The organism is Pseudomonas sp. TE3786 (assembly GCF_054057335.1).
Genome location: NZ_JBSRZF010000011.1, coordinates 1 through 23,394, shown reverse-complemented (window position 1 = coordinate 23,394; position 23,394 = coordinate 1). Strand labels below are relative to the sequence as shown.

Annotated in this window: 24 protein-coding genes; 13 read left to right on the top strand and 11 right to left on the bottom strand. The window is 60.6% G+C overall.

Annotated elements, in window-relative coordinates:
• Nucleotides 1-10 precede the first annotated feature (10 nt).
• The 7 genes from ACVW0Y_RS13585 (at nt 11) to trpC (ending at nt 6,665) form a co-directional block, all read left to right on the top strand.
• Entirely contained in the window at nt 11-841 is an 831-nt protein-coding gene (locus ACVW0Y_RS13585) for an ABC transporter permease (protein WP_457438854.1), read from the top strand.
• A gap of 185 nt (nt 842-1,026) precedes the next feature.
• Nucleotides 1,027-1,701: a ribulose-phosphate 3-epimerase gene (gene rpe / locus ACVW0Y_RS13580; protein WP_108099303.1), complete on the top strand. Its 675-nt coding sequence runs from the start codon at nt 1,027-1,029 to the stop codon at nt 1,699-1,701.
• The gene (locus ACVW0Y_RS13575) at nt 1,698-2,534 is read left to right on the top strand and encodes a phosphoglycolate phosphatase (RefSeq protein WP_457438853.1); all 837 of its coding nucleotides are present in this window, start codon (nt 1,698-1,700) and stop codon (nt 2,532-2,534) included. The genes rpe and ACVW0Y_RS13575 overlap by 4 nt, the downstream gene beginning before the upstream one ends.
• A gap of 164 nt (nt 2,535-2,698) precedes the next feature.
• Entirely contained in the window at nt 2,699-4,186 is a 1,488-nt protein-coding gene (gene trpE / locus ACVW0Y_RS13570) for an anthranilate synthase component I (RefSeq protein ID WP_457438852.1), read from the top strand.
• 12 nt (nt 4,187-4,198) lie between these two features.
• Complete coding sequence (locus tag ACVW0Y_RS13565) at nt 4,199-4,795, top strand: aminodeoxychorismate/anthranilate synthase component II (protein WP_457438851.1); 597 nt, start codon at nt 4,199-4,201, stop codon at nt 4,793-4,795.
• Nucleotides 4,792-5,841 (top strand): anthranilate phosphoribosyltransferase, encoded by a 1,050-nt coding sequence (gene trpD / locus ACVW0Y_RS13560; protein ID WP_457438850.1) that lies wholly within the window; start codon nt 4,792-4,794, stop codon nt 5,839-5,841. The genes ACVW0Y_RS13565 and trpD overlap by 4 nt, the downstream gene beginning before the upstream one ends.
• Complete coding sequence (gene trpC / locus ACVW0Y_RS13555; RefSeq protein WP_457438849.1) at nt 5,838-6,665, top strand: indole-3-glycerol phosphate synthase TrpC; 828 nt, start codon at nt 5,838-5,840, stop codon at nt 6,663-6,665. The genes trpD and trpC overlap by 4 nt, the downstream gene beginning before the upstream one ends.
• A gap of 172 nt (nt 6,666-6,837) precedes the next feature.
• Here the strand turns inward: trpC and crp are convergent, their stop codons facing one another.
• Complete coding sequence (gene crp / locus ACVW0Y_RS13550) at nt 6,838-7,482, bottom strand: cAMP-activated global transcriptional regulator CRP (protein WP_108099316.1); 645 nt, start codon at nt 7,480-7,482, stop codon at nt 6,838-6,840.
• Nucleotides 7,483-7,719: 237 nt separating this feature from the next.
• Between crp and ACVW0Y_RS13545 the strand changes: the two genes are divergently transcribed.
• Together ACVW0Y_RS13545 and speD are read left to right on the top strand one after the other, a co-directional pair.
• Nucleotides 7,720-8,142, top strand: coding sequence for an OsmC family protein (locus tag ACVW0Y_RS13545; RefSeq protein WP_122450745.1), 423 nt, complete (start codon nt 7,720-7,722; stop codon nt 8,140-8,142).
• A 261-nt stretch (nt 8,143-8,403) separates the two neighbouring features.
• Entirely contained in the window at nt 8,404-9,198 is a 795-nt protein-coding gene (gene speD, locus ACVW0Y_RS13540; protein ID WP_457438848.1) for an adenosylmethionine decarboxylase, read from the top strand.
• A 127-nt stretch (nt 9,199-9,325) separates the two neighbouring features.
• Here the strand turns inward: speD and coq7 are convergent, their stop codons facing one another.
• The 3 genes from coq7 to ACVW0Y_RS13525 all read right to left on the bottom strand — a co-directional run bounded on the left by coq7 (nt 9,326) and on the right by ACVW0Y_RS13525 (nt 11,184).
• A complete protein-coding gene (gene coq7, locus ACVW0Y_RS13535; RefSeq protein WP_457438847.1) occupies nt 9,326-9,973 on the bottom strand; it encodes a 2-polyprenyl-3-methyl-6-methoxy-1,4-benzoquinone monooxygenase in 648 nt (215 codons plus the stop codon).
• Nucleotides 9,974-10,042: 69 nt separating this feature from the next.
• Nucleotides 10,043-10,846: a formylglycine-generating enzyme family protein gene (locus ACVW0Y_RS13530; protein WP_457438846.1), complete on the bottom strand. Its 804-nt coding sequence runs from the start codon at nt 10,844-10,846 to the stop codon at nt 10,043-10,045.
• Nucleotides 10,846-11,184 (bottom strand): histidine triad nucleotide-binding protein, encoded by a 339-nt coding sequence (locus ACVW0Y_RS13525; protein ID WP_108099325.1) that lies wholly within the window; start codon nt 11,182-11,184, stop codon nt 10,846-10,848. The genes ACVW0Y_RS13530 and ACVW0Y_RS13525 overlap by 1 nt, the downstream gene beginning before the upstream one ends.
• Nucleotides 11,185-11,239: 55 nt before the next feature.
• Here ACVW0Y_RS13525 and ACVW0Y_RS13520 point away from each other — a divergent pair, with 55 nt between their 5' ends.
• Entirely contained in the window at nt 11,240-12,721 is a 1,482-nt protein-coding gene (locus ACVW0Y_RS13520; RefSeq protein ID WP_457438845.1) for an AAA family ATPase, read from the top strand.
• A 3-nt stretch (nt 12,722-12,724) separates the two neighbouring features.
• Here ACVW0Y_RS13520 and ACVW0Y_RS13515 read toward each other — a convergent pair whose 3' ends face one another.
• From ACVW0Y_RS13515 to hemJ, 5 genes are all read right to left on the bottom strand, one after another.
• Nucleotides 12,725-13,513 (bottom strand): SDR family NAD(P)-dependent oxidoreductase, encoded by a 789-nt coding sequence (locus ACVW0Y_RS13515; protein ID WP_457438844.1) that lies wholly within the window; start codon nt 13,511-13,513, stop codon nt 12,725-12,727.
• A 42-nt stretch (nt 13,514-13,555) separates the two neighbouring features.
• Entirely contained in the window at nt 13,556-14,683 is a 1,128-nt protein-coding gene (locus ACVW0Y_RS13510; RefSeq protein WP_457438843.1) for a DUF805 domain-containing protein, read from the bottom strand.
• 93 nt (nt 14,684-14,776) lie between these two features.
• Nucleotides 14,777-16,042 (bottom strand): alanine racemase, encoded by a 1,266-nt coding sequence (locus ACVW0Y_RS13505; RefSeq protein ID WP_457438842.1) that lies wholly within the window; start codon nt 16,040-16,042, stop codon nt 14,777-14,779.
• Complete coding sequence (locus ACVW0Y_RS13500) at nt 16,039-17,001, bottom strand: NAD(P)H-dependent flavin oxidoreductase (RefSeq protein ID WP_457438841.1); 963 nt, start codon at nt 16,999-17,001, stop codon at nt 16,039-16,041. Before ACVW0Y_RS13500 ends, ACVW0Y_RS13505 begins: the two co-directional genes overlap by 4 nt.
• A gap of 36 nt (nt 17,002-17,037) precedes the next feature.
• Nucleotides 17,038-17,463, bottom strand: coding sequence for a protoporphyrinogen oxidase HemJ (gene hemJ, locus ACVW0Y_RS13495; RefSeq protein WP_457438840.1), 426 nt, complete (start codon nt 17,461-17,463; stop codon nt 17,038-17,040).
• Nucleotides 17,464-17,625: 162 nt separating this feature from the next.
• Here hemJ and argC point away from each other — a divergent pair, with 162 nt between their 5' ends.
• Entirely contained in the window at nt 17,626-18,660 is a 1,035-nt protein-coding gene (gene argC / locus ACVW0Y_RS13490; protein ID WP_457438839.1) for an N-acetyl-gamma-glutamyl-phosphate reductase, read from the top strand.
• Nucleotides 18,661-18,785: 125 nt separating this feature from the next.
• On the top strand, nt 18,786-19,136 hold the full coding sequence (erpA, locus tag ACVW0Y_RS13485; protein ID WP_108099340.1) for an iron-sulfur cluster insertion protein ErpA: 351 nt from the start codon (nt 18,786-18,788) through the stop codon (nt 19,134-19,136).
• 55 nt (nt 19,137-19,191) lie between these two features.
• Here erpA and ACVW0Y_RS13480 read toward each other — a convergent pair whose 3' ends face one another.
• Both ACVW0Y_RS13480 and ACVW0Y_RS13475 read right to left on the bottom strand, forming a co-directional pair.
• Nucleotides 19,192-20,283, bottom strand: a complete 1,092-nt coding sequence (locus tag ACVW0Y_RS13480) for an anhydro-N-acetylmuramic acid kinase (RefSeq protein ID WP_457438838.1) — start codon at nt 20,281-20,283, stop codon at nt 19,192-19,194.
• Between the two features lie 4 nt (nt 20,284-20,287).
• Nucleotides 20,288-21,700, bottom strand: coding sequence for a peptidoglycan DD-metalloendopeptidase family protein (locus ACVW0Y_RS13475; RefSeq protein WP_457438837.1), 1,413 nt, complete (start codon nt 21,698-21,700; stop codon nt 20,288-20,290).
• A 211-nt stretch (nt 21,701-21,911) separates the two neighbouring features.
• On the opposite strand from ACVW0Y_RS13475, the gene tyrS reads away from it, so the two are divergent.
• Nucleotides 21,912-23,111: a tyrosine--tRNA ligase gene (gene tyrS, locus ACVW0Y_RS13470; protein WP_457438836.1), complete on the top strand. Its 1,200-nt coding sequence runs from the start codon at nt 21,912-21,914 to the stop codon at nt 23,109-23,111.
• The last annotated feature ends 283 nt before the right edge of the window (nt 23,112-23,394 follow it).

Below are 23,394 nucleotides of genomic sequence, written 5' to 3'. Positions count from 1 at the left end.
AGAACCTCTGATGCAAAGCCCTTACATGTCTCCGATTGAGCGCGTGTGGTACTACGCCCTGCGCACCTTGTGCGCGCTGGTGCTGCTATTTCTGATCTTGCCGGTGTTGGTGATTGTGCCGCTGTCGTTTAACTCCGGCAGCTTTCTGGTCTACCCGCTGCAAGGTTTCTCGCTGCACTGGTACCGGGACTTCTTCGCCTCGGCCGACTGGATGCGCTCGCTGAAAAACAGCCTGATCGTCGCCCCGGCCGCCACTGTGCTGGCCATGGTATTTGGCACCCTGGCGGCCATTGGTTTGACCCGTGGGGAGTTCCGCGGCAAGGCGCTGGTGATGAGCCTGGTGATTTCGCCGATGGTGGTGCCGGTGGTGATCGTCGGTGTGGCCAGCTACCTGTTCTTCGCGCCGCTGGGGCTGGGCAATAGCTACTTCTCGCTGATCGTGGTGCATGCCGTGCTGGGTGTGCCGTTTGTGATCATCACCGTGTCGGCGACTCTGCAGGGCTTTAACTACAACCTGGTGCGCGCGGCGGCCAGCCTGGGGGCTTCGCCGATCACCGCGTTCCGCCGGGTGACCTTGCCGTTGATTGCCCCGGGGGTGATTTCCGGTGCCTTGTTTGCCTTTGCCACCTCGTTCGATGAAGTGGTGGTGACCCTGTTCCTCGCCGGCCCAGGCCAGGCCACCTTGCCGCGGCAGATGTTCAGCGGCATCCGCGAGAACCTCAGCCCGACCATCGCCGCCGCGGCGACTCTGTTGATCGGCTTCTCCGTGGTGTTGCTACTGACCCTGGAATGGCTGCGTGGGCGCAGCGAGAAGCTGCGTACTTCTTCGAGCGAGAGCTGAAGGTCAGACGCATCGCGGCTAAAGCCGCTCCTACAAGGGCTGCGTGGTTCTCTGTAGGGGCGGCTTCAGCCGCGATGCTCTTTTTGTCCCCTACCAAAGCCGCACGCTACGTCCTGATACATAACAGGCGTTTTGCGGAAATCCTCGGCTACAATGCGCGCCACGAATTTGCTTCGAGGTGCGCCATGCAACCTTTCGCTATTGCTCCATCCATCCTCTCTGCCGACTTCGCCCGCCTGGGTGAAGAAGTGGATAACGTGCTTGCCGCTGGCGCCGACATCGTCCACTTCGATGTGATGGACAACCACTATGTGCCCAACCTCACCATCGGCCCGATGGTTTGCTCGGCGCTGCGCAAGTACGGCGTCACGGCGCCTATCGATGTGCACCTGATGGTCTCCCCGGTGGATCGCATCATCGGCGACTTTATCGACGCCGGTGCTACCTACATCACCTTCCACCCCGAAGCCAGCCAGCATATCGACCGCTCCCTGCAGTTGATCAAAGCCGGCGGCTGCAAGGCCGGTCTGGTGTTCAACCCAGCCACCTCGCTGGAAAGCCTCAAGTACGTGATGGACAAGATCGACATGATTTTGCTCATGAGCGTCAACCCGGGCTTTGGCGGACAGAAGTTCATTCCCGGCACCCTCGACAAACTGCGCGAAGCCCGTGCGCTGATCGATGCCTCTGGCCGTGATATCCGCCTGGAAATCGACGGTGGCGTGAACGTACAGAACATCCGTGAAATCGCCGCCGCCGGCGCTGACACCTTCGTGGCCGGCTCGGCCATCTTCAACACTCCGGACTACGCGGCCGTCATCGCCCAGATGCGCGCCGAACTCGCGCTCGCTCGCCCATGAGCGGCTTCGCGCAGGTGCTCGCCGGGCGCATGCCGCGCCTGGTGATGTTCGACCTGGATGGCACCCTGATCGACTCGGTGCCGGATCTGGCCGCCGCTGTCGACCAGATGCTCAAACAGCTCAAGCGCCCGGCCGCCGGTATCGAACAGGTACGTACCTGGGTCGGTAACGGCGTGCGCGTGCTGGTGCGCCGTGCCCTGGCCGGCGACATGGACCACGCCACCGTCAGCGAGGAAGACACCGAGCAAGCGTTGGCGATCTTTATGGAGCTGTACGCCGACAATCACGCGCTGAGCACCCTTTATCCCGGCGTGCGCGTAACCCTGAAGTGGCTGAAAAGCCAGGGCATCGAGATGGCCCTGATCACCAACAAGCCCGAGCGCTTCGTAGGTCCGTTGCTCGATGAGATGCGCATAGGCCGGTACTTTCGCTGGATCATCGGTGGCGACACCCTGCCACAGCAGAAGCCCGATCCTGCAGCGTTGAACGTGGTGATGCAGATGGCTGAAGTGTCTGCAGCCGAGGCGATTTTTGTTGGCGACTCACGCAGTGACGTGCTGGCCGCCAAAGCCGCCGGCGTGCAATGCATTGCGCTAAGTTACGGCTACAACCATGGCCGCCCGATTGCCGAAGAAGATCCCGCCCTGGTGATCGACGATCTGCGCGAACTGCTGCCCGATTGCGCCGAGCCTGCCGCTGAGATAATGTTGCCCGACGCTGTCAAATCCCCCCGCCCAAGAGATGCCATCGTGGTGGTCACCCGCAAACACTGGTTCGTCAAATCCGGGATGAAAATCCTCAAGGCCCTGGCCCGTTGGCGTTGGCGCGCCTGATTCGAGCCTGGCCGGTTCGCCGGTATGTTTGCCATTACGACCCTAAACCTGAGCAATACGGTTGCCAGAAACCAAGCGAGGGCACGCAGTTGAAGAACTGCCGATAGCCCCGAGGTCTTGCAACCGCAGTCAGGTTTTTACCCTCAAGCCATGAGGCTGTTTACATGAACCGCGAAGAATTCCTGCGTCTAGCCGCTGAAGGCTATAACCGCATCCCGCTTGCCTGCGAAACCCTGGCCGACTTCGACACGCCGCTGTCGATCTACCTGAAGCTGGCCGATCAACCTAACTCCTATCTGCTCGAGTCCGTCCAGGGCGGCGAGAAGTGGGGGCGTTATTCGATCATCGGCCTGCCGTGCCGCACCGTGGTGCGGGTACATGACCATCACGTCAGCGTGACCCATGACGGCGTCGAGATCGAAAGCCTGGACAGTGAAGACCCGCTGGCCTTCGTGGAAAGCTTCAAAGCCCGCTACAAGGTGCCGACCATTGCCGGCTTGCCGCGCTTCAATGGCGGCCTGGTGGGTTACTTCGGTTACGACTGCGTACGTTATGTAGAGAAACGCCTGGGCACTTGTCCGAACCCGGACCCGATTGGCGTGCCGGACATTCTGCTGATGGTTTCCGATGCCGTGGTGGTGTTCGACAACCTGGCCGGCAAGATGCACGCGATCGTGCTGGCCGACCCGGCGCAGCCGAATGCCTACGAAGATGGCCTGGCGCGTCTGGAAGAGCTGCTGGAAAAGCTCCGCCAGCCGATCACCCCGCGCCGAGGCCTGGACTTCACCAAGGAGTCCGGCGTCGAGCCGAACTTCCGCTCCAGCTTCACCCGCGAGGATTACGAGCGTTCGGTGGACACCATCAAGGAATACATCCTGGCTGGCGACTGCATGCAGGTGGTGCCGTCGCAGCGTATGTCCATCGACTTCAAAGCCGCGCCCATCGATCTGTACCGGGCGCTGCGCTGCTTCAACCCGACGCCTTATATGTACTTCTTCAACTTCGGTGACTTCCACGTCGTGGGCAGCTCGCCAGAAGTGCTGGTGCGGGTGGAAGACAACCTGATCACCGTGCGCCCGATTGCCGGCACCCGCCCGCGTGGCGCTACCGAAGAAGCTGACCGTGCGCTGGAGGCCGACCTGCTGGCCGATGCCAAGGAAATCGCCGAGCACCTGATGCTGATCGACCTGGGCCGCAACGATACCGGCCGGGTGTCCGAAATCGGCACGGTGAAGCTCACCGAAAAAATGGTCATCGAGCGTTATTCCAACGTGATGCACATCGTTTCCAACGTCACCGGCCAGCTGAAAAGCGGGCTGACGGCGATGGATGCACTGCGGGCGATTCTGCCGGCCGGCACCTTGTCCGGTGCGCCGAAGATTCGCGCGATGGAAATCATCGACGAGCTGGAACCGGTCAAGCGTGGTGTCTACGGCGGTGCCGTGGGTTATCTGGCGTGGAACGGCAATATGGATACGGCCATTGCGATTCGCACGGCGGTGATCAAGAACGGCGAACTGCATGTGCAGGCCGGTGGCGGCATCGTCGCCGACTCGGTGCCGGCGCTGGAATGGGAAGAGACGCTGAACAAACGCCGCGCCATGTTCCGCGCGGTTGCCCTCGCCGAACAGACCACCACCCCGGACGCTTAAGGAGCCTTTGCCATGCTGCTGATGATCGACAACTACGACTCCTTTACCTACAACGTCGTGCAATACCTGGGTGAGCTGGGTGCGGACGTCAACGTGATCCGTAACGACGAGCTGAGCGTTGCCGAGATCGAAGCCTTGAAGCCGGAGCGCATCGTGGTTTCGCCCGGCCCGTGCACGCCAAGCGAAGCCGGTATCTCCATCGAAGCCATCGAAGACTTTGCCGGCAAGCTGCCAATCCTCGGCGTGTGCCTGGGCCACCAGAGCATCGGCCAGGCGTTTGGCGGCGATGTGGTGCGTGCCCGTCAGGTGATGCACGGCAAGACCAGCGCGGTGTACCACAACAACACCGGCGTGTTCGAAGGCCTGAACAACCCGCTGACCGTCACCCGTTACCACTCGCTGATCGTCAAGCTTGAAACCCTGCCCGACTGTCTGGAAGTGACCGCCTGGACCCAGCACGCCGATGGCTCGGTCGACGAGATCATGGGCCTGCGCCACAAGACTCTGAATATCGAAGGCGTGCAGTTCCACCCGGAATCAATTCTGTCGGAACAGGGCCATGAGCTGTTTGCCAACTTCCTCAAGCAAAACGGGGGCGCGCGCGCATGAATATCAAAGAAGCGCTCAACCGTGTGGTCGCCCAGCTCGACCTGAGCACCGAGGAAATGCAGGACGTCATGCGCGAGATCATGACCGGGCAGTGCACCGACGCGCAGATCGGTGCCTTCCTGATGGGCATGCGCATGAAGAGCGAGACCATCGATGAGATTGTCGGCGCGGTGTCGGTGATGCGTGAGCTGGCGGCGCAGGTTGAACTGCCCACCCTCAAGCATGTGGTCGACGTGGTGGGCACCGGCGGCGATGGCGCGAATATCTTCAATGTCTCCACTGCCGCCGCCTTTGTGGTGGCAGCGGCGGGCGGCAAGGTGGCCAAGCACGGCAACCGCGCGGTATCGGGCAAGAGCGGCAGCGCCGACTTGCTGGAAGCCGCCGGAATCTTTCTGGAGCTGACCCCGGTCCAGGTCGCACGCTGCATCGACAGCGTGGGTGTCGGCTTTATGTTCGCTCAGGTACACCACAAGGCCATGAAATACGCGGCCGGCCCGCGCCGGGAAATGGGCCTGCGCACCCTGTTCAATATGCTCGGCCCGCTGACCAACCCGGCCGGCGTCAAGCACCAGGTGGTCGGCGTGTTCAGCCAGGAGCTGTGCCGTCCCTTGGCCGAGGTGCTCAAGCGCCTGGGCAGCGAACATATTCTGGTGGTGCATTCGCGCGATGGTCTGGATGAGTTCAGCCTGGCCGCGCCCACCCATGTGGCCGAACTGAAAAACGGCGAAGTCACCGAATATGATGTGCGCCCGGAAGATTTCGGCATCACCAGCCAGACCCTGATGGGCCTGGAAGTGGCCAGTCCTGCAGCCTCGCTGGAGCTGATCCGCGATGCCCTCGGCCGGCGCAAGACCGAAGCCGGGAAAAAAGCCGGTGATCTGATCGTGCTGAATGCGGGCGCCGCCCTGTATGCCGCCGATTTAGCGACTAGCCTGCATGAAGGTGTGCAGCTAGCCCATGACGCCCTCCACACCGGTCTGGCCCGGGAAAAAATGGAAGAGTTGGCGTCCTTTACGGCGGTGTTCCGCCAGGAGAATCAAGCGTGAGTGTGCCTACCGTCCTGGAGAAGATTCTCGCCCGCAAGGCTGAAGAAGTTGCTGCGCGCAAGGCTGTGGTGAGTCTGGCGGAAGTCGAGCGCGAAGCCCGTAGCGCCGATGCGCCGCGTGGTTTTGCCAATGCCCTGCTGGCGGCTGCAAAAAGCAAGCAGCCAGGGGTGATCGCCGAGGTGAAAAAAGCCTCGCCGAGCAAAGGCGTGCTGCGCGAGAACTTCGACCCGATTGAAATTGCCCAGAGCTATGAAGCGGGCGGCGCGGCCTGCCTGTCGGTGCTCACCGATATCGACTTCTTCCAGGGTGCCGATCACTACCTGAAGTTGGCGCGTAGCGCCTGCAGCCTGCCGGTGATTCGCAAAGACTTCATGATCGACCCGTACCAGATCGTCGAATCCCGTGCGCTGGGTGCCGACTGCATTCTGCTGATCGTCTCGGCCCTGGATGACGTTCAGATGGCGGAGCTGGCGGCGGTAGCCAAGTCGGTAAACCTCGATGTGCTGGTTGAAGTACACGACGGCGAAGAGCTCGACCGAGCTCTGAAAGTGCTGGATACCCCGCTGGTGGGTATCAACAACCGCAACCTGCATACCTTCGAAGTCAGCTTGGAAACCACCCTCGACCTGCTGCCGCGCATTCCCCGCGACCGTATGGTGGTGACCGAGAGCGGCATCATGAACCGCGCCGATGTGGAGCTGATGGAAATCAGCAATGTGTACGGCTTCCTGGTGGGCGAAGCATTTATGCGTGCGGCCAACCCAGGCTTGGAATTGCAGCGCTTGTTTTTCCCGGAGCGCAGAGGGCCGGTCAGCATCGACTAGTCGGGATCCCTGTCGGAGCGGCTTTAGCCGCGATGCTCTTCAGAGCAAAAGCATCGCGGCTAAAGCCGCTCCTACGAAAAGCTCCACGCTTGGAAAAACCGCCACAAATAAAAAGGCCAGCTCGGAAGCTGGCCTTTTTATTGTTCGTGTTTTTTATCCAAGCCTTGTGGGCTTAGCGAGTGCCGAACACCACCATGGTTTTGCCCTTGACGTTGACCAGGCCTTGTTCTTCCAGGGCCTTGAGTACACGTCCGACCATCTCCCGCGAGCAACCGACGATGCGGCCGATTTCCTGACGGGTGATCTTGATCTGCATACCGTCGGGGTGAGTCATGGCGTCGGGCTGTTTGCACAGGTCCAACAGGGTGCGTGCCACGCGGCCAGTGACGTCGAGGAAAGCCAGGTCGCCGACTTTGCGCGTGGTGTTGCGCAGGCGTTCGGCCATCTGGCTGCCCAGGGCGTAGAGGATGTCCGGATCTTGCTGGGTGAGTTCGCGAAACTTGGCGTAGCTAAGCTCTGCCACTTCGCATTCGGTTTTTGCCCGTACCCAGGCACTGCGTTCTTTCTCGATGCCGTCCTTTTCGAACAGTCCCATTTCACCGAAAAAGTCGCCCGAGTTCAGATAGGCGATGATCATTTCGCGTCCGTCGTCATCCTCGATGAGGATGGTGACCGAACCTTTGACAATGAAGAACAGCGTCTCGCCGCGATCACCTGCGTAGATGATTGTGCTCTTGGCGGTGTAACGACGACGATGACAATGCGCTAGCAGTTTGTCGATGTTCTTTATTTTTGGTGTGAGAGTTATAGCTACCATGCCCTAGCCCCGAAGAAAAAAATAAGTGCAACCCATTGCCTAACAGCAATTTTTTTAATAGTTATTCGGTCAAGTGTGCCAGTTAATTGGTGTCAGCTTAACAGACAGTGCTCGCCGTTGATCGGTTTTGCGACGTGGCTAACAGTGGTGGCTGTCTATCGACCTGTCGAGCTTGAGTAAGTTGGTCTATAAGCCTGTGCTAAGCTGCCCGTCCCTTTTAACAGCGGAGACGTGGCAATGAAAGCGCGGATTCAGTGGGCTGGCGAAGCTCTTTTCCTCGGTGAGTCTGGCAGCGGCCATGTGGTGGTCATGGATGGCCCGCCCGAGAGCGGCGGGCGCAACCTCGGGGTGCGACCGATGGAGATGGTGCTGATCGGTCTGGGTGGTTGCACCAACTACGATGTGGTCAGCATCCTGAAGAAGTCCCGACAGCCGGTCGAGAGCTGCGAGGCGTTTCTGGAAGCCGAACGCGCCAGTGAAGAGCCTAAGGTGTTCACCAAGATCCACGTGCATTTCGTGGTCAAGGGCCGCGGCCTGAAAGAGGCGCAGGTCAAACGCGCGGTGGAACTCTCGGCGGAAAAATACTGCTCGGCCTCGATCATGCTCGGCCGTGGCGGCGTGGAAATCACCCACGACTACGAAATCATCGAACTCGGTTAATCGAGCCGACACGTACCTATCATAAATGTGGCGCACATTGACCTGCATCGCGGGTCGCAAAGGCGCTGGCAGCCACCAGCCGACCTCTGCATAATGGCGCCCCTTTTTCCGGGGCGTCGCTACAGGCGCGGCGCCCCGAACCCATACCCAAAATCGCCAATGCGAAGAGGTGTTAACCGTCCTACGCAGCTGTGTTGTTCACAACTGACGGGCATGCTCGATCACGCGGCTTTGCCGCATCGCTAAAGAGAGTTCCTTACGGTGAAAAGCAAACTCAAGCTCCACGGGTTCAACAACCTGACGAAGACCTTGAGCTTCAACATCTATGACATCTGCTACGCGGAAACGCCGGAAGACCAGCAGGCCTACGTCCAGTACATCAATACCGAGTACGACGCAGCGCGGCTGACGCAGATTCTCACGGATGTCGTCGACATTATCGGTGCCAATATCCTCAACATCGCTCGCCAGGATTACGATCCGCAAGGTGCCAGCGTGACCATTCTGATCTCCGAGCAACCGGTCACACCGACCGAAAGCCAGATCGAGGAGTCCCCAGGCCCGCTCCCCGATACCATCCTCGCGCACCTGGATAAAAGTCATATCACTGTGCACACCTACCCGGAAATTCACCCGGTTAGCGGCATCGCCACGTTCCGCGTGGATATCGACGTGTCCACCTGCGGCGTGATTTCACCGCTCAAGGCGCTCAACTACCTGATTCACCAGTTCGACTCCGACATCGTCACCGTCGACTACCGCGTGCGCGGCTTTACTCGCGACGTGCAGGGCAAGAAGCACTTCATCGACCACGAGATCAACTCGATCCAGAACTACCTCTCCGACGACACGCAAGCGGCCTACCAGATGACCGACGTGAACGTGTACCAGGAGAACCTGTTCCACACCAAGATGCTGCTCAAGGAGTTCGAGCTGGATAACTACCTGTTTGGCGATGCCACGCAGAATTTGTCTACCGAACAACGTGACACCGTGACCAAGCGGGTTAAGCACGAGATGTTGGAGATCTTTTACGCAAGAAACGTCCCGGCCTGACCGCTTTTTGTAGGAGCGGCTTCAGCCGCGAAAGCGGTTAAGAGCATCGCGGCTGAAGCCGCTTCTACGAAGATCTGTCAGCAATAAAAAGGGTGCCATTAAGGCACCCTTTTTATTGGGTGGAAAATCAGATGCGATAGGTGCTTTTGGTCATCACCTTGGACAGCAGGCTCATGCCGAACTTCACGGGCCGCGGGAAGCGATATCCACCGGCTTCCAATGCACTGGCTGAATGCTGCGCTTCATCGCTGAGCATCTGCTCGAGAATCGCCCGCGATTTTTCGTCTTCGACCGGGATCTGCGTCAGGTGGTCGTCGAGGTGCTTGCACACCTGATCTTCGGTGGCGGCGACAAAGCCCAGGCTGACCTTGTCACTGATCAGTCCAGCCACCGCGCCCACCCCAAACGACAACCCATAAAACACCGGATTGAGAATGCTCGGGTGGCTGCCCAGCTCGCGGATGCGTTGTTCGCACCAGGCCAGATGGTCGACCTCTTCTTCGGCGGCATGCTCCATGGCCTTGCGCACATGGGGCAGCTTGGCGGTCAGCGCCTGGCCCTGGTACAGCGCCTGGGCGCAGACCTCGCCGGTATGGTTGACGCGCATCAGCCCGGCCACATGGCGGGTGTCGTCGGCGTTCAATTCGATATCGGGTTGAGTCAGGCCCGGGGAGGGGCGGTAGGGCTGGCCGCTGAAGGGTAGCAAGGTACGCAGGGCAGCGTCGGCCTGCAGCAGCAGGCGGTCGACAGGGGAGTAATGGCGTTCGGTAGTCATAGGATTACCTCCGGAAAAGTCTGCGGGCAGTTTACTCCAATCATCGGCGAGAAGCGGCACTTGGCCGGTTCAGGGCAGCTCGCGGAGCACGCGAAAACCTAAAGCATAGTCATCTTTGCCAGGCTGCTTCATGTCACGAAAGCTGCTGCGCAGGTAGGTCGGGCCACTGTTCCAGGCACCACCGCGTACCACGCGCGGGCTCTGGTCGAGAGGGCTGGCTGTTTGCTGTTCACTGCCGTCGAAGGGCGTGACAAAGCGCGAGGCGGTCCATTCCCAGACATTGCCGGCGGTGTCGTACAGGCCAAAGGCATTGGGCGCGAACTGGCCGACCTGACTGGTCTTGTACTGGTCTGAGCGCGGCGAGCCGCAGCCCCGGCAATGCGCGCGCGGATGGTCTTCCGGGCTGTCGAGCTGTTCGCCCCACCAGTAGAAACTGCTGCTGCCCGCACGGGCGGCATATTCCCACTCCGCCTCAGTGGGCAGGCGATAGTGCTGGCCGGTACTTTTCGACAGCCACTGCAGATAACTCTGCACATCGAACCAAGACACATGAATGACCGGCCGCTGCTCGGACAACCCCCAGCCTTCGTTATCCGGCAGCGGTTTGCCCGTGGCCCGGGCATAGCGTTGCCAGTCGGCGAAGGTCAGTTCAAAGCGGCCGATGGCGAACGCCTTGGCGATGCTAATCATCTGTGCGGGCCGCTCGTTGTAGTTGCCACGGCCGCTGCTGTCGCCGAACAGAAACTGGCCGGCCGGCACCTTTACCAGTTCGGGGCCGGGTTCGTTGCTGTTGAGGGTGTCGTGAAAGACGTCAGCGGCGCAGGCCTGCAGGCTCAAAAGGCCGGCCAGGCCCAGGGCAATAAATTGCCGCATCAACCCGGCGGCCAGGCCAGCTGGCGTTTGCCGAGCACATGCATATGGATGTGGTAGACGGTTTGCCCGCCGTCTTCATTGCAGTTCATCACCGCGCGAAAGCCTTGTTCACAGCCTTGCTCTTTGGCCAGGCGCTGGGCGGTGAACAGCATATGGCCGGCCAGGGCTTTGTCGTCTTCGCCTAGGTCATGCAACGTGGCGATATGTTTTTTCGGGATGACCAGGAAATGCACCGGTGCCTGTGGGCCAATATCGTGAAACGCGACAACCTGGTCGTCTTCATAAAGCTTGCGCGCGGGAATGTCCCCGGCGACGATCTTGCAGAACAGACAGTCCACGGACAGGTCTCCAGCTGACGATAGGAAGCCGGAGTTTACCCAATAGGGAGCAGGTGTGAAGAACGATATCCATGACTTGGGCCTAGTGCTCGATTCCAAAGTGAAGCTGGTGGTGATCGAGTCCTGGGATGAGCAGCGGGTGATGGAAACCCTCACCAGCCTGGCGGTGAAACGCGGGCTGGGGCTGTACACCTGGGCGGTGACCGAGGGCATGCAGAAACTCGGTTTTGGTGGCGAGCCCCAAGGCGAAATGCCGAGCTTCGAGCCGGAGGCGGCGCTGCGTCTGATCAAGCACGACCCGCTGCCCAATCTCTATGTGCTCTGCGACTTGCATCCCTTTATGGACGAAAACCCCAAGCTGGTGCGTCTGCTCAAGGAAATCGCCATGGCCGAGGGCGCGCACAAGCCCACGGTGGTGCTGGTGTCCCATGCCCTGAAGTTGCCACCGGAAGTACAGCGTTATGCCGCGCGCTTCACCCTGGCGTTGCCTGCCGAAGATGAACTGCTGGCCATCGTCCGCGAAGAGGCGGCGCGCTGGAGCGAGCGCAACCGAGGGGCGCGGGTGCGCACCGACAACCGCACCTTGCAGCAGGTGGTGAAAAACCTGCGCGGCATGAGCCACGCCGAAGCCCGCGTGCTGGCCCGTGGCGTTATCTGCAACGACGGCGCGATCACTCAGGAAGATTTGCCGGAGCTGAACAAAACCAAATTCAAACTGCTGGATCTCGAAGGCGTGCTCAGCTTTGAGCACGACACCGCGCGCTTTGCCGAGGTGGGCGGTTTGCTCAATCTCAAGCGCTGGTTGTCCGAGCGTCAGGATATCTTCCTCGCCGGCAAGGCCGCTGACCTGCCCAAGGGCATGTTGCTGGTGGGCGTGCAGGGCGGTGGCAAGAGCCTGGCGGCCAAGGCCGTGGCCGGGCTCTGGGGCTTGCCGTTGCTGCGCCTGGATTTTGCCTGCCTGTACAACAAGTTCTTTGGCGAAACCGAGCGCAACCTGCGCGAAGCCTTGCGCCTGGCCGAGCAGATGGCACCTTGCGTGTTGTGGATGGACGAAGTGGAGAAGGGCCTGGCCAGCGGTGATCACGATGGCGGTGTCAGCCAGCGGGTGCTGGGCACCCTGCTGACCTGGATGGCCGAGCGCAAGGCCCCGGTGTTTATGGTGGCCACCGCCAATGCCATCGACCGCCTGCCACCGGAACTGGTGCGCAAGGGGCGTTTCGACGAGCTGTTTTTTGTCGATCTGCCCGACGCCGAGACCCGCGCCGATATCTTCCGCATCCACCTGCTGCGCCGTGAACTGGACCCTACTAACTTCGACCTGAAGCAGCTGGCTACGGTAAGCGATGGCTTTACCGGTGCCGAGATCGAGCAGGTGGTAGTCAGTTCCCTGTATGCCGGACAGGCGCAGCAACAGGCAGTGGATCAGGGCTTGCTGCTGCGCAATATCAGCGGCACAGCGCCGCTGTCGGTGGTGATGGCCGAAGACCTGGCGGGCTTGCGCGCCTGGGCGGCGGGCCGCACGGTGTCGGCCGGCTAGTACTCAGTGCGCGGCAAAGCGCTTGTTGATCGCCCCGGACAGCTTGCGCACCAGCCAGCGCGGGGCGAAACGTGAGCTGCAGGCGGCCAGGCGATTGCGCCAGCCGGGGATGATGATGGCGCGGTTTTTCTCCAGGGCGCGCACGGTGTATAGCGCCACTTCCTCGGCTTTCATCATCAGCTTGCTGTTTTCCAACTTGCCCATCTCCATTGCCGCACCGCGGAAGAATGCGGTACGTGTCGGCCCCGGGCAGAGCACCGACACCTTGATGCCACGGCTTTTCAGTTCTTCGCGCAGGCCTTCGGAAAAATTCAGCACGTAGGCTTTGCCCGCGTAGTAAGTGCTTATCCACGGGCCTGGCAGGAAGGCGGCGACCGACGCTACGTTAAGAATCTGCCCGCCACCTTGCAGCACCATGCTGTTGCCCACGGCATGGCAGAGGCGCGTCAGGGCCAGCAGATTGACTTCCAATTGCTGCTGCTCGCGGCCCCAGTCGCTGTCCAGGAACGGTCCCGAGGTGCCGAGGCCGGCGTTGTTCACCAGCAAGTCGATATGCAGCTCGCCCTGTTCCAGTTCATGGATCAGGCCGGTGAGTTGGGTGGGGTGGGCGAGGTTGCAGGTGCGAAACAGCACCTCGACGCCGAAGCGTTGGGTGAACTCGCAGGCGACGCTTTCCAGCACGTCGCGCTGACGGGCCACCAGAATCAGGTTGCGGCCGCGCCGGGCAAGCGCTTCGGCCAGGGCCAGGCCGATGCCGCTGGAGGCCCCGGTGACCAATGCATAACGGGGCATGGCGTTCTCCGCGCGGCTAGTGAGGTGAAAAGCAGTGGCTGATTATTCTTCGCTCGGCTCGACGGTCTCAGCCGGCGCGCCCGCTGCCGCAGGTGCCACGGCTTCGGCCGGTGCCACCGGTTGGGGCGAGTGCTGGGCGGCTTCCAGAGCCCGCAGGCGATATTGTTGGTACGCCGGAATGGCTACGGCCGTGAGGGTGCCCACCACAATCAGCGGCATGATGCAGGCCAGTACGATCAGACCTTTGCCGTTTCGCGGTGGCTGCGCGCCGTAGCGGTTGGCACCGGCAGTGCCGGGCAGAATCAGCAGCAGCAGAATAAACAGCAGGTTGATCCCGGGTACCAGCAGGATCAGGTCGAACCAGGCCGACCAGCCAATATCGTGCAGACGTTTGGCGGTAAAAAACACCAACAGGGCGATCCAGGCCACCACACTGATCACAGTGACGGCGCTATGCAAAAGTTCCGACTGCGCCATCACCGCCGCCACGCCACCCAGTGCGCCGCCGATCAGGGCGTTGAGCAACCACACGCCCATCAACCAGCCCAGGTAGCGGACCCGCCCGATGCGCCCTTGCAGGCCAAAATAGCTCAGCTCGCCGATGGCATCGCCGCCGTCAGCGACCTGGGCCAGCGGCGTGGCATAGGGAGAGTTGGCCCGCGCATCGGCGGCAGCCAGGGTGGCCATCAGGGACGAGGCTGGCGGCGCGCTGGCGGCGGGCTCAGGAGTCGGAGCTGGTGCTGGTGCTGGTGCTGCTGCAGCCTCTTCAGCTAGCAGGGCCTGACGGGCCAGGTATTTTTCGATAACGATGCCGCAGGCGCTGCAGTCGATGGCTTTGACTTGCTCATGGCCGCACTTGGGGCAGCTCATGCGTGCGGTTTCTTCCAGCGGGGTAGTGCGGTGGTCGTCGGTTTCCACCAGGCTGAGGCTGGCGGCCAGGTCCTGTTCCTTATGAACCTTGGCCCCAGCGTTCTGCAGGGCACCGATGTACTTGTTCGCTTCGTCTTCGTTGAGGTCGCGCTTGAGGGCCACCGGGTTGCCGGTGAACAGCGCATCGATCTTGTTGCGCTCGCTTTTGAACAGGCGGGCCAGATTGTCTTTGACCGCGTCCAGTGCAGCCGCTGGCATCAGTTCGCCAGTGAATACGATTTTGTAACGTGTATCGGACATGCGTACGTCCCTGTCAGCGCGAGAGATGAAGTGGGCACAGCGTACTGGCCCCGGTGCGGTTCAGACAAGCGCACGCGTGATGCGGGTCACGCTTCAGCCCATGTTTTCCGGCAGCCAGCGCCCCACCAGACGGTTGTTACGCAGCAGGCGTAGCGAGGCGAAGTCATCCAGCACGCCTTCGCTCAGTTGCGGGCGGAGGAACACCCAGTCATCCACCGCCAGGGCGGTTTGCTGCGAACCGTTGACCCGCTCCTGATTGGCGCTGCGCCCATACAGCTTGTCGTAACTCAAGCCGACCGGCGCGACCGGATCGGCGGGCCAGCGCCCGCCGTACAGGTAATAAGCCTGCTGACGGTTGCGATCCCAGGTTTGTAGTGCGCTTTGCAGGCGGCTGAGATACGGCAGCTCACCGCTCTGCGCCTTCAGTACCGGCGTGGCAATCCACAGGGCCGGGCTGTGGGCGCTGAGCAGGTCGCTGTCGAACTCGCTGGGCATCAGCAGGGCCGAGCCGACCGACACCTCGGTCAAGGGCGTATCGCCGCGGGCATGCAGGGCGTAGGTCAGGCTGCCGGCACCATTTAGCAAAGGTTGCGCCGCCCACAGGTCGGTGAAGCTCTGTGCCGTGGCGAGAAACGCCCGGTAGCGTGCGTTGCTGTCGGCGAAGGCACGGTCACGGCTGATCCAGGGCGGCGAGTGGGCGACATGGGCGTCGTAGCCCATCAGTCCGCGCACCTTGAGCGGTGCTTTGCTATCGCGCAATTGGCTCAAGGCCTGGCCGAGTGCCTGTGGATCGGCAAAGCCGCCTCGCGCCAGGCCGAGATCGATTTCCAAGGCGATCTGTAACGGCTGTTTCAAGGCCTGCGCCAGTTCGGCGTATTCCCGCAGACGTTGCGGGCTGTCGATCAGCCAGGTGACCTGGCTGATCGGGTCGAAGCTGGTGGCGTTGCCCAGCTGTTGGTGGAAAGCCAATGCGGCGCTGACCGGCAACGGCTTGCCCAGCAGCAGATCAGCGTCGGCAAACAAGCGCGCCAGCTGGTTCAGCTGCGGTTGGTGAAAAGCCATAAAACGGCGAGTGCCCAGGCGCTGGGCGAGGTAATCGAGCAGACCGTCGCTGGCCAGGGACTTGGCCACCAGACGCAGCGACAGTTTGCTGCCCAGGCGCTGGGCGAGCAGATCGGCGTTGGCGTCCAGGCGCTGCATATCCACCACCAGCTGCGGCACGCCACCGCCTTGCTGCTTCAACAACTGGTTGAGGGCGGAAAAGTAGTCGTCGTAGGGGCGACCATTATCGGCAGGGCGCGCCGCCCATAGACCCAGCAGACCCAGTGCGCCCAGGCCAAGCAGGTGACGACGGTTCATCGCGGCCAGCGCTGCCCCAGGTGTACGGTGCGCTGCTGGGCGGTGCGGTATTCGTTGTCCAGGCGCTGAACCAGTTCGGCAACGCTGGGCAGGTCGGTGATATCGCCAACGCCCTGGCCGGCCGACCACACGGTTTTCCACGCCTTGGCTTCATCATTGATGGGCTTGAGCTTCTCGCCGTAGTTGACCGCGCCTTTGTCCTGCAGCTTGGCCAGGTCGAAGCCGCCCTGTTCCAGGCTTTGCCGCATAAAGCTCGCCGGCACTCCGGATACCGCTGGGGTATGAACGATGTCGGCGGCTTTGGCGGCGAGGATCATGTCCTTGTAGGCCTGCGGTGCATCGTTTTCTTTTACCGCGATCATGCGGGTGCCGAGGTAAGCGAGGTCGGCGCCAAGCATTTGCGCGGCAAGAATTTCATGGCCGTGGTTCAGGCAGCCGGCCAGCAGCAGGGTTTTGTCGAAGAACTGGCGGATTTCCGCGACCAGGGCAAACGGACTCCAGGTGCCGGCGTGGCCACCGGCCCCGGCGGCGACGGCGATCAGGCCATCAACACCGGCTTCCGCGGCTTTCTCGGCGTGGCGGCGGGTGGTGACGTCATGGAACACCAGACCGCCATAGCTGTGTACGGCGTCGACCACTTCTTTCACCGCGCCGAGGCTGGTGATGACGATGGGCACGCGTTGCTCGACGCAGATGGCCAGGTCGGCCTGCAGGCGCGGGTTGGTGTTATGCACGATCAGATTGACCGCATAGGGCGCGGAATCGGCGCTGAGGCCTGCGTTGATCTCATCCAGCCAGGCCTTGAAGCCGCTGCTCTCGCGTTGATTGAGTGCCGGGAAACTGCCGACTATGCCGTTGTTGCAGCAGGCCAGAACCAGTTGCGGGTTGGAGACCAGAAACATCGGTGCAGCAACTACCGGTAAACGCAGACGTTGTTCGAGCAGGGCAGGCAAAGACATAAAAAATCTCCAATCAGGTTGAGGCAACTGTGGTGATTAGAACGGGCGCACCACCACCAGAATTACGATAGCCAGCAAGGCCAGCACCGGCGCTTCGTTGAACCAGCGGTAGAACACGTGACTGCGTTGCTGCTCTCCGGCAGCGAAGCGTTTGCGCATGGCACCGCACATATGGTGGTAGCCGATCAGCGCGACCACCAGGGTCAGCTTGGCGTGCATCCAGCCCTGGCTGAGCAGGCTCGGGTTGAGGAACAGCAGCCAGAGGCCGAGGCCGACGGTGGCGATCATCGACGGGGTCATGATGCCGCGGTAGAGCTTGCGCTCCATCACGCAGAAGCGTTCCTTGCTGGTGCTGTCGTCGCTCATGGCGTGGTAGACGAACAGGCGGGGCAGGTAGAACAGACCGGCGAACCAGCAGACCATGGCGATGATGTGAAAGGCTTTGACCCAGAGGTAGAGCATTGGGTTTTCCCAGATGGCGGTGGTGGTTACGCGGGCATTGGCTGCCCTGGAGTGGCCGTATTAAACAGGTTATCTCAGCCATACGTCACGCCGACGGTTGGCCCGTGGCCGATGCAGCCGTATGATCGGCACCTTTCCAGTGGTCTAAGTAGAGGGTTCGTGATGGTCAAGGTCGGTATCGTCGGCGGCACAGGCTACACCGGGGTCGAGTTGCTGCGTCTGTTGGCTCAGCATCCGCAAGCTGAGGTGGTGGTGATTACCTCGCGCTCGGAAGCTGGCACTCGAGTCGATGAGATGTACCCGAACCTGCGCGGCCACTACGACAACCTGTCCTTCAGCGTACCGGACACGCAAACCCTGGCGGCCTGCGATGTAGTGTTTTTCGCCACGCCCCACGGTGTGGCTCATGCGCTGGCCGGTGAATTGCTGGAAGCCGGCACCAAGGTCATCGACCTTTCCGCCGACTTCCGTCTGCAAGATGCCGAGGAGTGGGCCAAATGGTACGGCCAGCCGCACGGCGCGCCGGAGCTGCTGGGTGAAGCGGTTTACGGTTTGCCGGAAGTGAACCGCGAGCAGATCAAGCAAGCGCGACTGATCGCCGTTCCCGGTTGCTACCCGACCGCGACTCAGCTGGGTTTTCTGCCCTTGCTGGAAGCTGGCCTGGCTGACACCAGCCGTTTGATCGCTGACTGTAAGTCGGGCGTCAGCGGTGCCGGGCGGGGGGCGAAAGTCGGTTCGCTGTTCTGCGAAGCCGGTGAAAGCATGATGGCCTACTCGGTGAAAGGTCACCGTCACCTGCCGGAAATCAGCCAGGGTCTGCGTCGCGCATCGGGTGGTGATGTCGACCTGACCTTCGTGCCCCACCTGACGCCGATGATTCGTGGCATTCACTCGACGCTGTACGCCACCGTGACGGACAAGTCGGTAAACCTGCAGGAATTGTTTGAAAAACGTTATGCCAACGAGCCGTTCGTGGATGTGATGCCTGCCGGCAGCCACCCGGAAACCCGCAGCGTGCGGGGTGCCAACGTTTGCCGTATCGCCGTGCACCGTCCGCAAGGCGGCGACCTGGTGGTGGTGTTGTCGGTGATCGACAACCTGGTCAAGGGCGCTTCGGGCCAGGCGGTGCAGAACATGAACATCCTGTTTGGCCTCGATGAACGCCTGGGCCTGTCCCACGCGGCATTGCTGCCGTAAGTAACGGCGATTGATTGGTGCGACGCTTGCGCGCACTGATCAATAGTTGACCATTTTGGTAGGGGAAGCGGATAATGCCGCCATTCCCAAGTAATACGTCGGCCACTGGCCGGGAGAAAGACAGCATGAGCGTCGAATCCTTCACCCCCACTCCGCTGCAATTCACGCACGGTGCGGCGAACAAGGTTAAGAACCTGGTCGATGAGGAAGGCAATCCACGTCTGAAATTGCGCGTGTTCGTTACCGGTGGCGGCTGTTCGGGCTTCCAGTACGGTTTCACTTTCGATGAAGAAGTGGCCGACGATGACACCATCGTCGAGCGCGAAGGCGTGAGCCTGGTGGTCGACCCCATGAGCTTCCAGTACCTGGCGGGTGCCGAAGTGGATTACCAGGAAGGTCTGGAAGGCTCGCGTTTCGTGATCAAAAACCCGAATGCCACTACCACCTGTGGTTGCGGTTCGTCGTTCTCGATCTGATTGCCGTTTTACTGCCAACGCCGCGCCTTATGCGCGGCGTTGTCGTTTGTGGGCGTCAGGCGGGGTAGATGGCGCCAAGAACGCGCAGGCCTTTGGCGCCGGTGACGCTCGGGCGATTGCTGGGGATGCCCTCCAGGCAGCAATGCGCCAACCAGGCGAAAGCCATGGCTTCGACCCAATCCGCCGGCACGCCGTGGTCGCCGGTGCTGCTCACGTGGCAATCGGGTAGCAGTTCGGCCAGGCGCTTCATCAGTGCCAGGTTATGGGCACCGCCGCCACACACCAGCAATTGCTGAGTGCCTTGCTGAGCGCTTTGCAGCGCGCCGACAATGCTCTGTGCGGTCATTTCCAGCAACGTTGCCTGGACATCTGCCGGCGCGATGGCGGGCAACTGACTGAGGTGCTGGTCTAGCCATGGCAGGTTAAACAGTTCGCGGCCGGTGCTTTTCGGGCCCTGGGTGGTGAAAAACGGATCGCTCAATAGCTCGTTAAGTAGCTCCGTGGAGACCTGGCCGCTAGCGGCCCAGTCGCCATTTCGGTCGTAGCCAAGGCCTTGATGGCGATTGATCCAGGCATCGAGCAACACGTTACCGGGCCCTGAATCAAAGCCATGCACCGGCTGTTGCGGATCAAGCAGGCTGAGATTGCTGAAACCGCCCACATTCAAGATCGCCTGGCGGCTTTTGCCGTCGCTGAACAGAGCGTCATGGAATGCTGGCACCAACGGCGCACCTTGGCCGCCTGCGGCCACATCGCGGCGGCGGAAGTCGGCGACTACGCTGATGCCGGTCAGCTCGGTGAGCAGCGCCGGATTACCGATCTGGATGGTGAAGCTGCGTGCGGGCTCATGGCGCACGGTCTGGCCATGGCTGCCGATGGCGCGGATATCGCCGGGCTGCAGGTTCTGCTCAAGGAGAAGCGCATTAATGCCTTGGGCAGCCAGGCGAGCCCAATGTTGTTCGGCTATTGCGCTGCGGGCCAGTTCATCCGGGCCGGGGCTGCACAAGGACAGCAGTACGGCGCGCAGATCGGCGGGCATGGGCAGGTAGTGGGTGGCGAGCAGGGTGGTGTGTTGCTCCTGCTCGATCAGAGCGATGTCCAGGCCATCGAGGCTGGTGCCGGACATCACCCCTATATAGCGCGGCATGTGCTTAGCGCTTGTTCAAGGCCAGCATGGTGGCCTTTTCCTGATCCATCTGCGCCATCAACGGCTTGCTCATCTGCATAAAACGGGTTTTGTCCGGACCCGAGATCGGGTCGGCCATCGCCAGCTTCTGGCTCAGCGGATCAACGTGCACCCCATTGACCTGGAATTCGTAGTGCAGGTGCGGGCCGGTCGACAGCCCGGTGGTGCCGATATAACCGATCACCTGGCCCTGCTTGACCATGCTGCCGGTTTTGATGCCTTTGGCAAAACCCTGCATATGGCCGTAGAGCGTGGTGTAAGTCTTGTTGTGCTGAATGATGATGGTGTTGCCGTAGCCGCCACGGCGGCCGGCGAGTTGTACGCGACCGTCACCGGCAGCTTTGATCGGGGTGCCACGTGGCGCGGCGTAATCCACACCTTTATGGGCGCGGATCTTGTTCAGAATCGGATGGAAGCGACCCATGGAGAAGCGCGAGCTGATGCGGGCGAAGTCTACCGGCGTACGGATAAAGGCCTTGCGCATGCTGTTGCCATCAGCGGTGTAGTAGCTGGTGGAGCCTTGCTTGTTGGTATAACGCACGGCAGTGAATGGCTTGCCGCGGTTGACGAAGCGGGCGGCGAGAATATTGCCATCGCCGACTGGCTTGTCGTTGACCACCTTCTGCTCGTAGATCACTTCAAATTCGTCGCCTTCGCGGATGTCCTGAGCGAAGTCGATGTCGTAACCGAAGACGTTGGCCAGGTCCATGGTCATGTTATGCGACAGCCCGGCGCGCTTGGCCGAGAGGAACAGCGAGCTATTGATCACGCCATGGGCGTAGGCGGTGCGAACGGTGGGCTTGGTCAGGTCGCGCTTGAAGTCGAAGCCTTTATCGGTCTTTGCCAGGATGATGGTTTCAAGATCGCTCAGCTTGCTTTGTAGATGCTGCAAGCCGCCGTCCTGGGTGAGCTTCACCTCCAGCACCTGGCCGACTTTCAGTTGGCCGAAGCGCTTGGCATCGTTACTGCTGTTCAGGGCTTCGTGCAAGTGGGTCGGCGTCAGGCCGGCCTTCTGGAACACGGTCGACAGGGTGTCGCCGTTGGCGACGGTGATCAGCTTGGTGTAGGGATCTGCGGCTGGTGCTTCGGCCACCGCTTCAGCTGGTTTTTCAGCGTCTTTGGTGGCCGGATTCTGTTCGTCGATCTGAGCGAACGGTGATGCGCTCGATTCGCCTGGCAGGTGTGGCTGCTGCGGGTCGCTCGGGGTGGCTTCGAGCTGTTCAGCGGCGTTCAGGTCCAGATTGAGGGTGGTCTTTTTTGCTTCTACTTCGCGAGAGGGGAAAACCAAAAGGGCCAGGCTGAGGAGGGCGGCGATCCCGCTAGCCGCTAGTAGGTGGCTTTTGGGGTAAGGCGGAGGTGCTTTGGAAATAGAGGTCATAAGGTAATTTTGACTTTGAAAAGGTGAAAAGAAGAGATGAAGAAAATGATGAATATGAAATAACTGTATAAAATATAACCAAAATCACCCTGAGGCAAGCCTGCGATTTTGCGTTTATGACAGCGGGGTAAGTGGCTGGCACAAACTTGTAATTAGTTGGTGATCTTGTATGGTTGGTTCCCTTCGAAAATCAGGTGGTAGCGGGGCGGGTATGAAGTCGGTTGAAGAGCAGCTGGCGCTGATCAAGCGCGGTGCAGAAGAAGTGTTGGTCGAGGCTGAGCTGATCGAGAAACTGAAGCGTGGTCAGCCGCTGCGTATTAAGGCCGGTTTCGACCCGACCGCCCCGGATCTGCACCTTGGTCATACCGTGCTTATTAATAAGCTGCGTCAGTTCCAGGAACTGGGACATCAGGTGGTGTTCCTGATCGGCGACTTCACGGGCATGATCGGTGATCCGAGCGGCAAGAGCGCTACCCGTCCGCCGCTAACCCGTGAGCAAGTGCTCGATAACGCGGAAACCTATAAGGCTCAGGTCTTCAAGATTCTCGACCCGGCGAAAACCGAGGTGGCATTCAACTCCACCTGGATGGACCAGCTGACACCGGCTGACTTTATCCGTCTGGCGTCGCAGTACACTGTGGCGCGGATGTTGGAGCGTGATGACTTCAGCAAGCGTTACGCGACCAACCAGCCAATCGCTATCCACGAGTTCCTTTATCCGCTGGTCCAGGGCTATGACTCGGTCGCATTGAGGGCGGATGTCGAGCTGGGTGGCACTGATCAAAAATTCAACCTGCTGATGGGGCGCGAGCTGCAGCGCGCTTATGGGCAGGAGGCGCAGACCATTCTGACCATGCCGCTCCTCGAGGGGTTGGATGGCGTAAAGAAGATGTCCAAGTCGTTGGGTAACTATGTCGGTATCCAAGAAGCGCCGGGCGTCATGTACAACAAGCTGGTGTCGATTCCGGATGCGCTGATGTGGCGCTACTTCGAATTGCTCAGCTTCCGTTCAATGGAAGAGATCAAGGCGTTCAAGGCTGACGTCGCCGGTGGTGCTAACCCCCGCGATATCAAGATCAAGCTGGCTGAAGAGATCGTGGCGCGTTTCCACGGCGAAGAAGCAGCAGCCAATGCACATCGTTCTGCGGGTAACCGTATGAAAGAAGGCGAGCTGCCGGATGATCTGCCGGAGGTGGAGGTGTTCTCTGCTGAAGATCTGCCGATCGCTTCCCTCCTTAATAAGGCGGGCCTGGTGAAGAACGCTGCAGGTGCTCGTGATCTGCTGAATGCTGGCAGCGTACGTATAGATGGTGAGGTCGTAGATCGCACCTTTATATACAAGCTCGGCGCGACCCATGTTTGCCAGGCCGGCAAAAAGGCATTTGCGCGGGTTACGCTAAAAGCTGAGTAAAAGGTCAAATAAAGTCTTGACGGGGGTTTGTGGGTGCTTATAATGCGCACCACTTCCGGCGCGGAAGGCTCTTAAAACTTCAAGTTAATCAATAAGTTAGCTAGAAATTAAGGGTTGCAAAGCAGAGTGATCTGCGTAGAATGCGCCGGGCTGGCAGGGTTGAGGTTTGGCCCTGTTAGTCGATCGGATGAGTTGATCGAAAGCGGTGTAAAGAGGGTGTTGACAGCGGTTTGAAACGCTGTAGAATTCGCCTCCCGCTGACGAGAGACTGAAGTTGATCTGA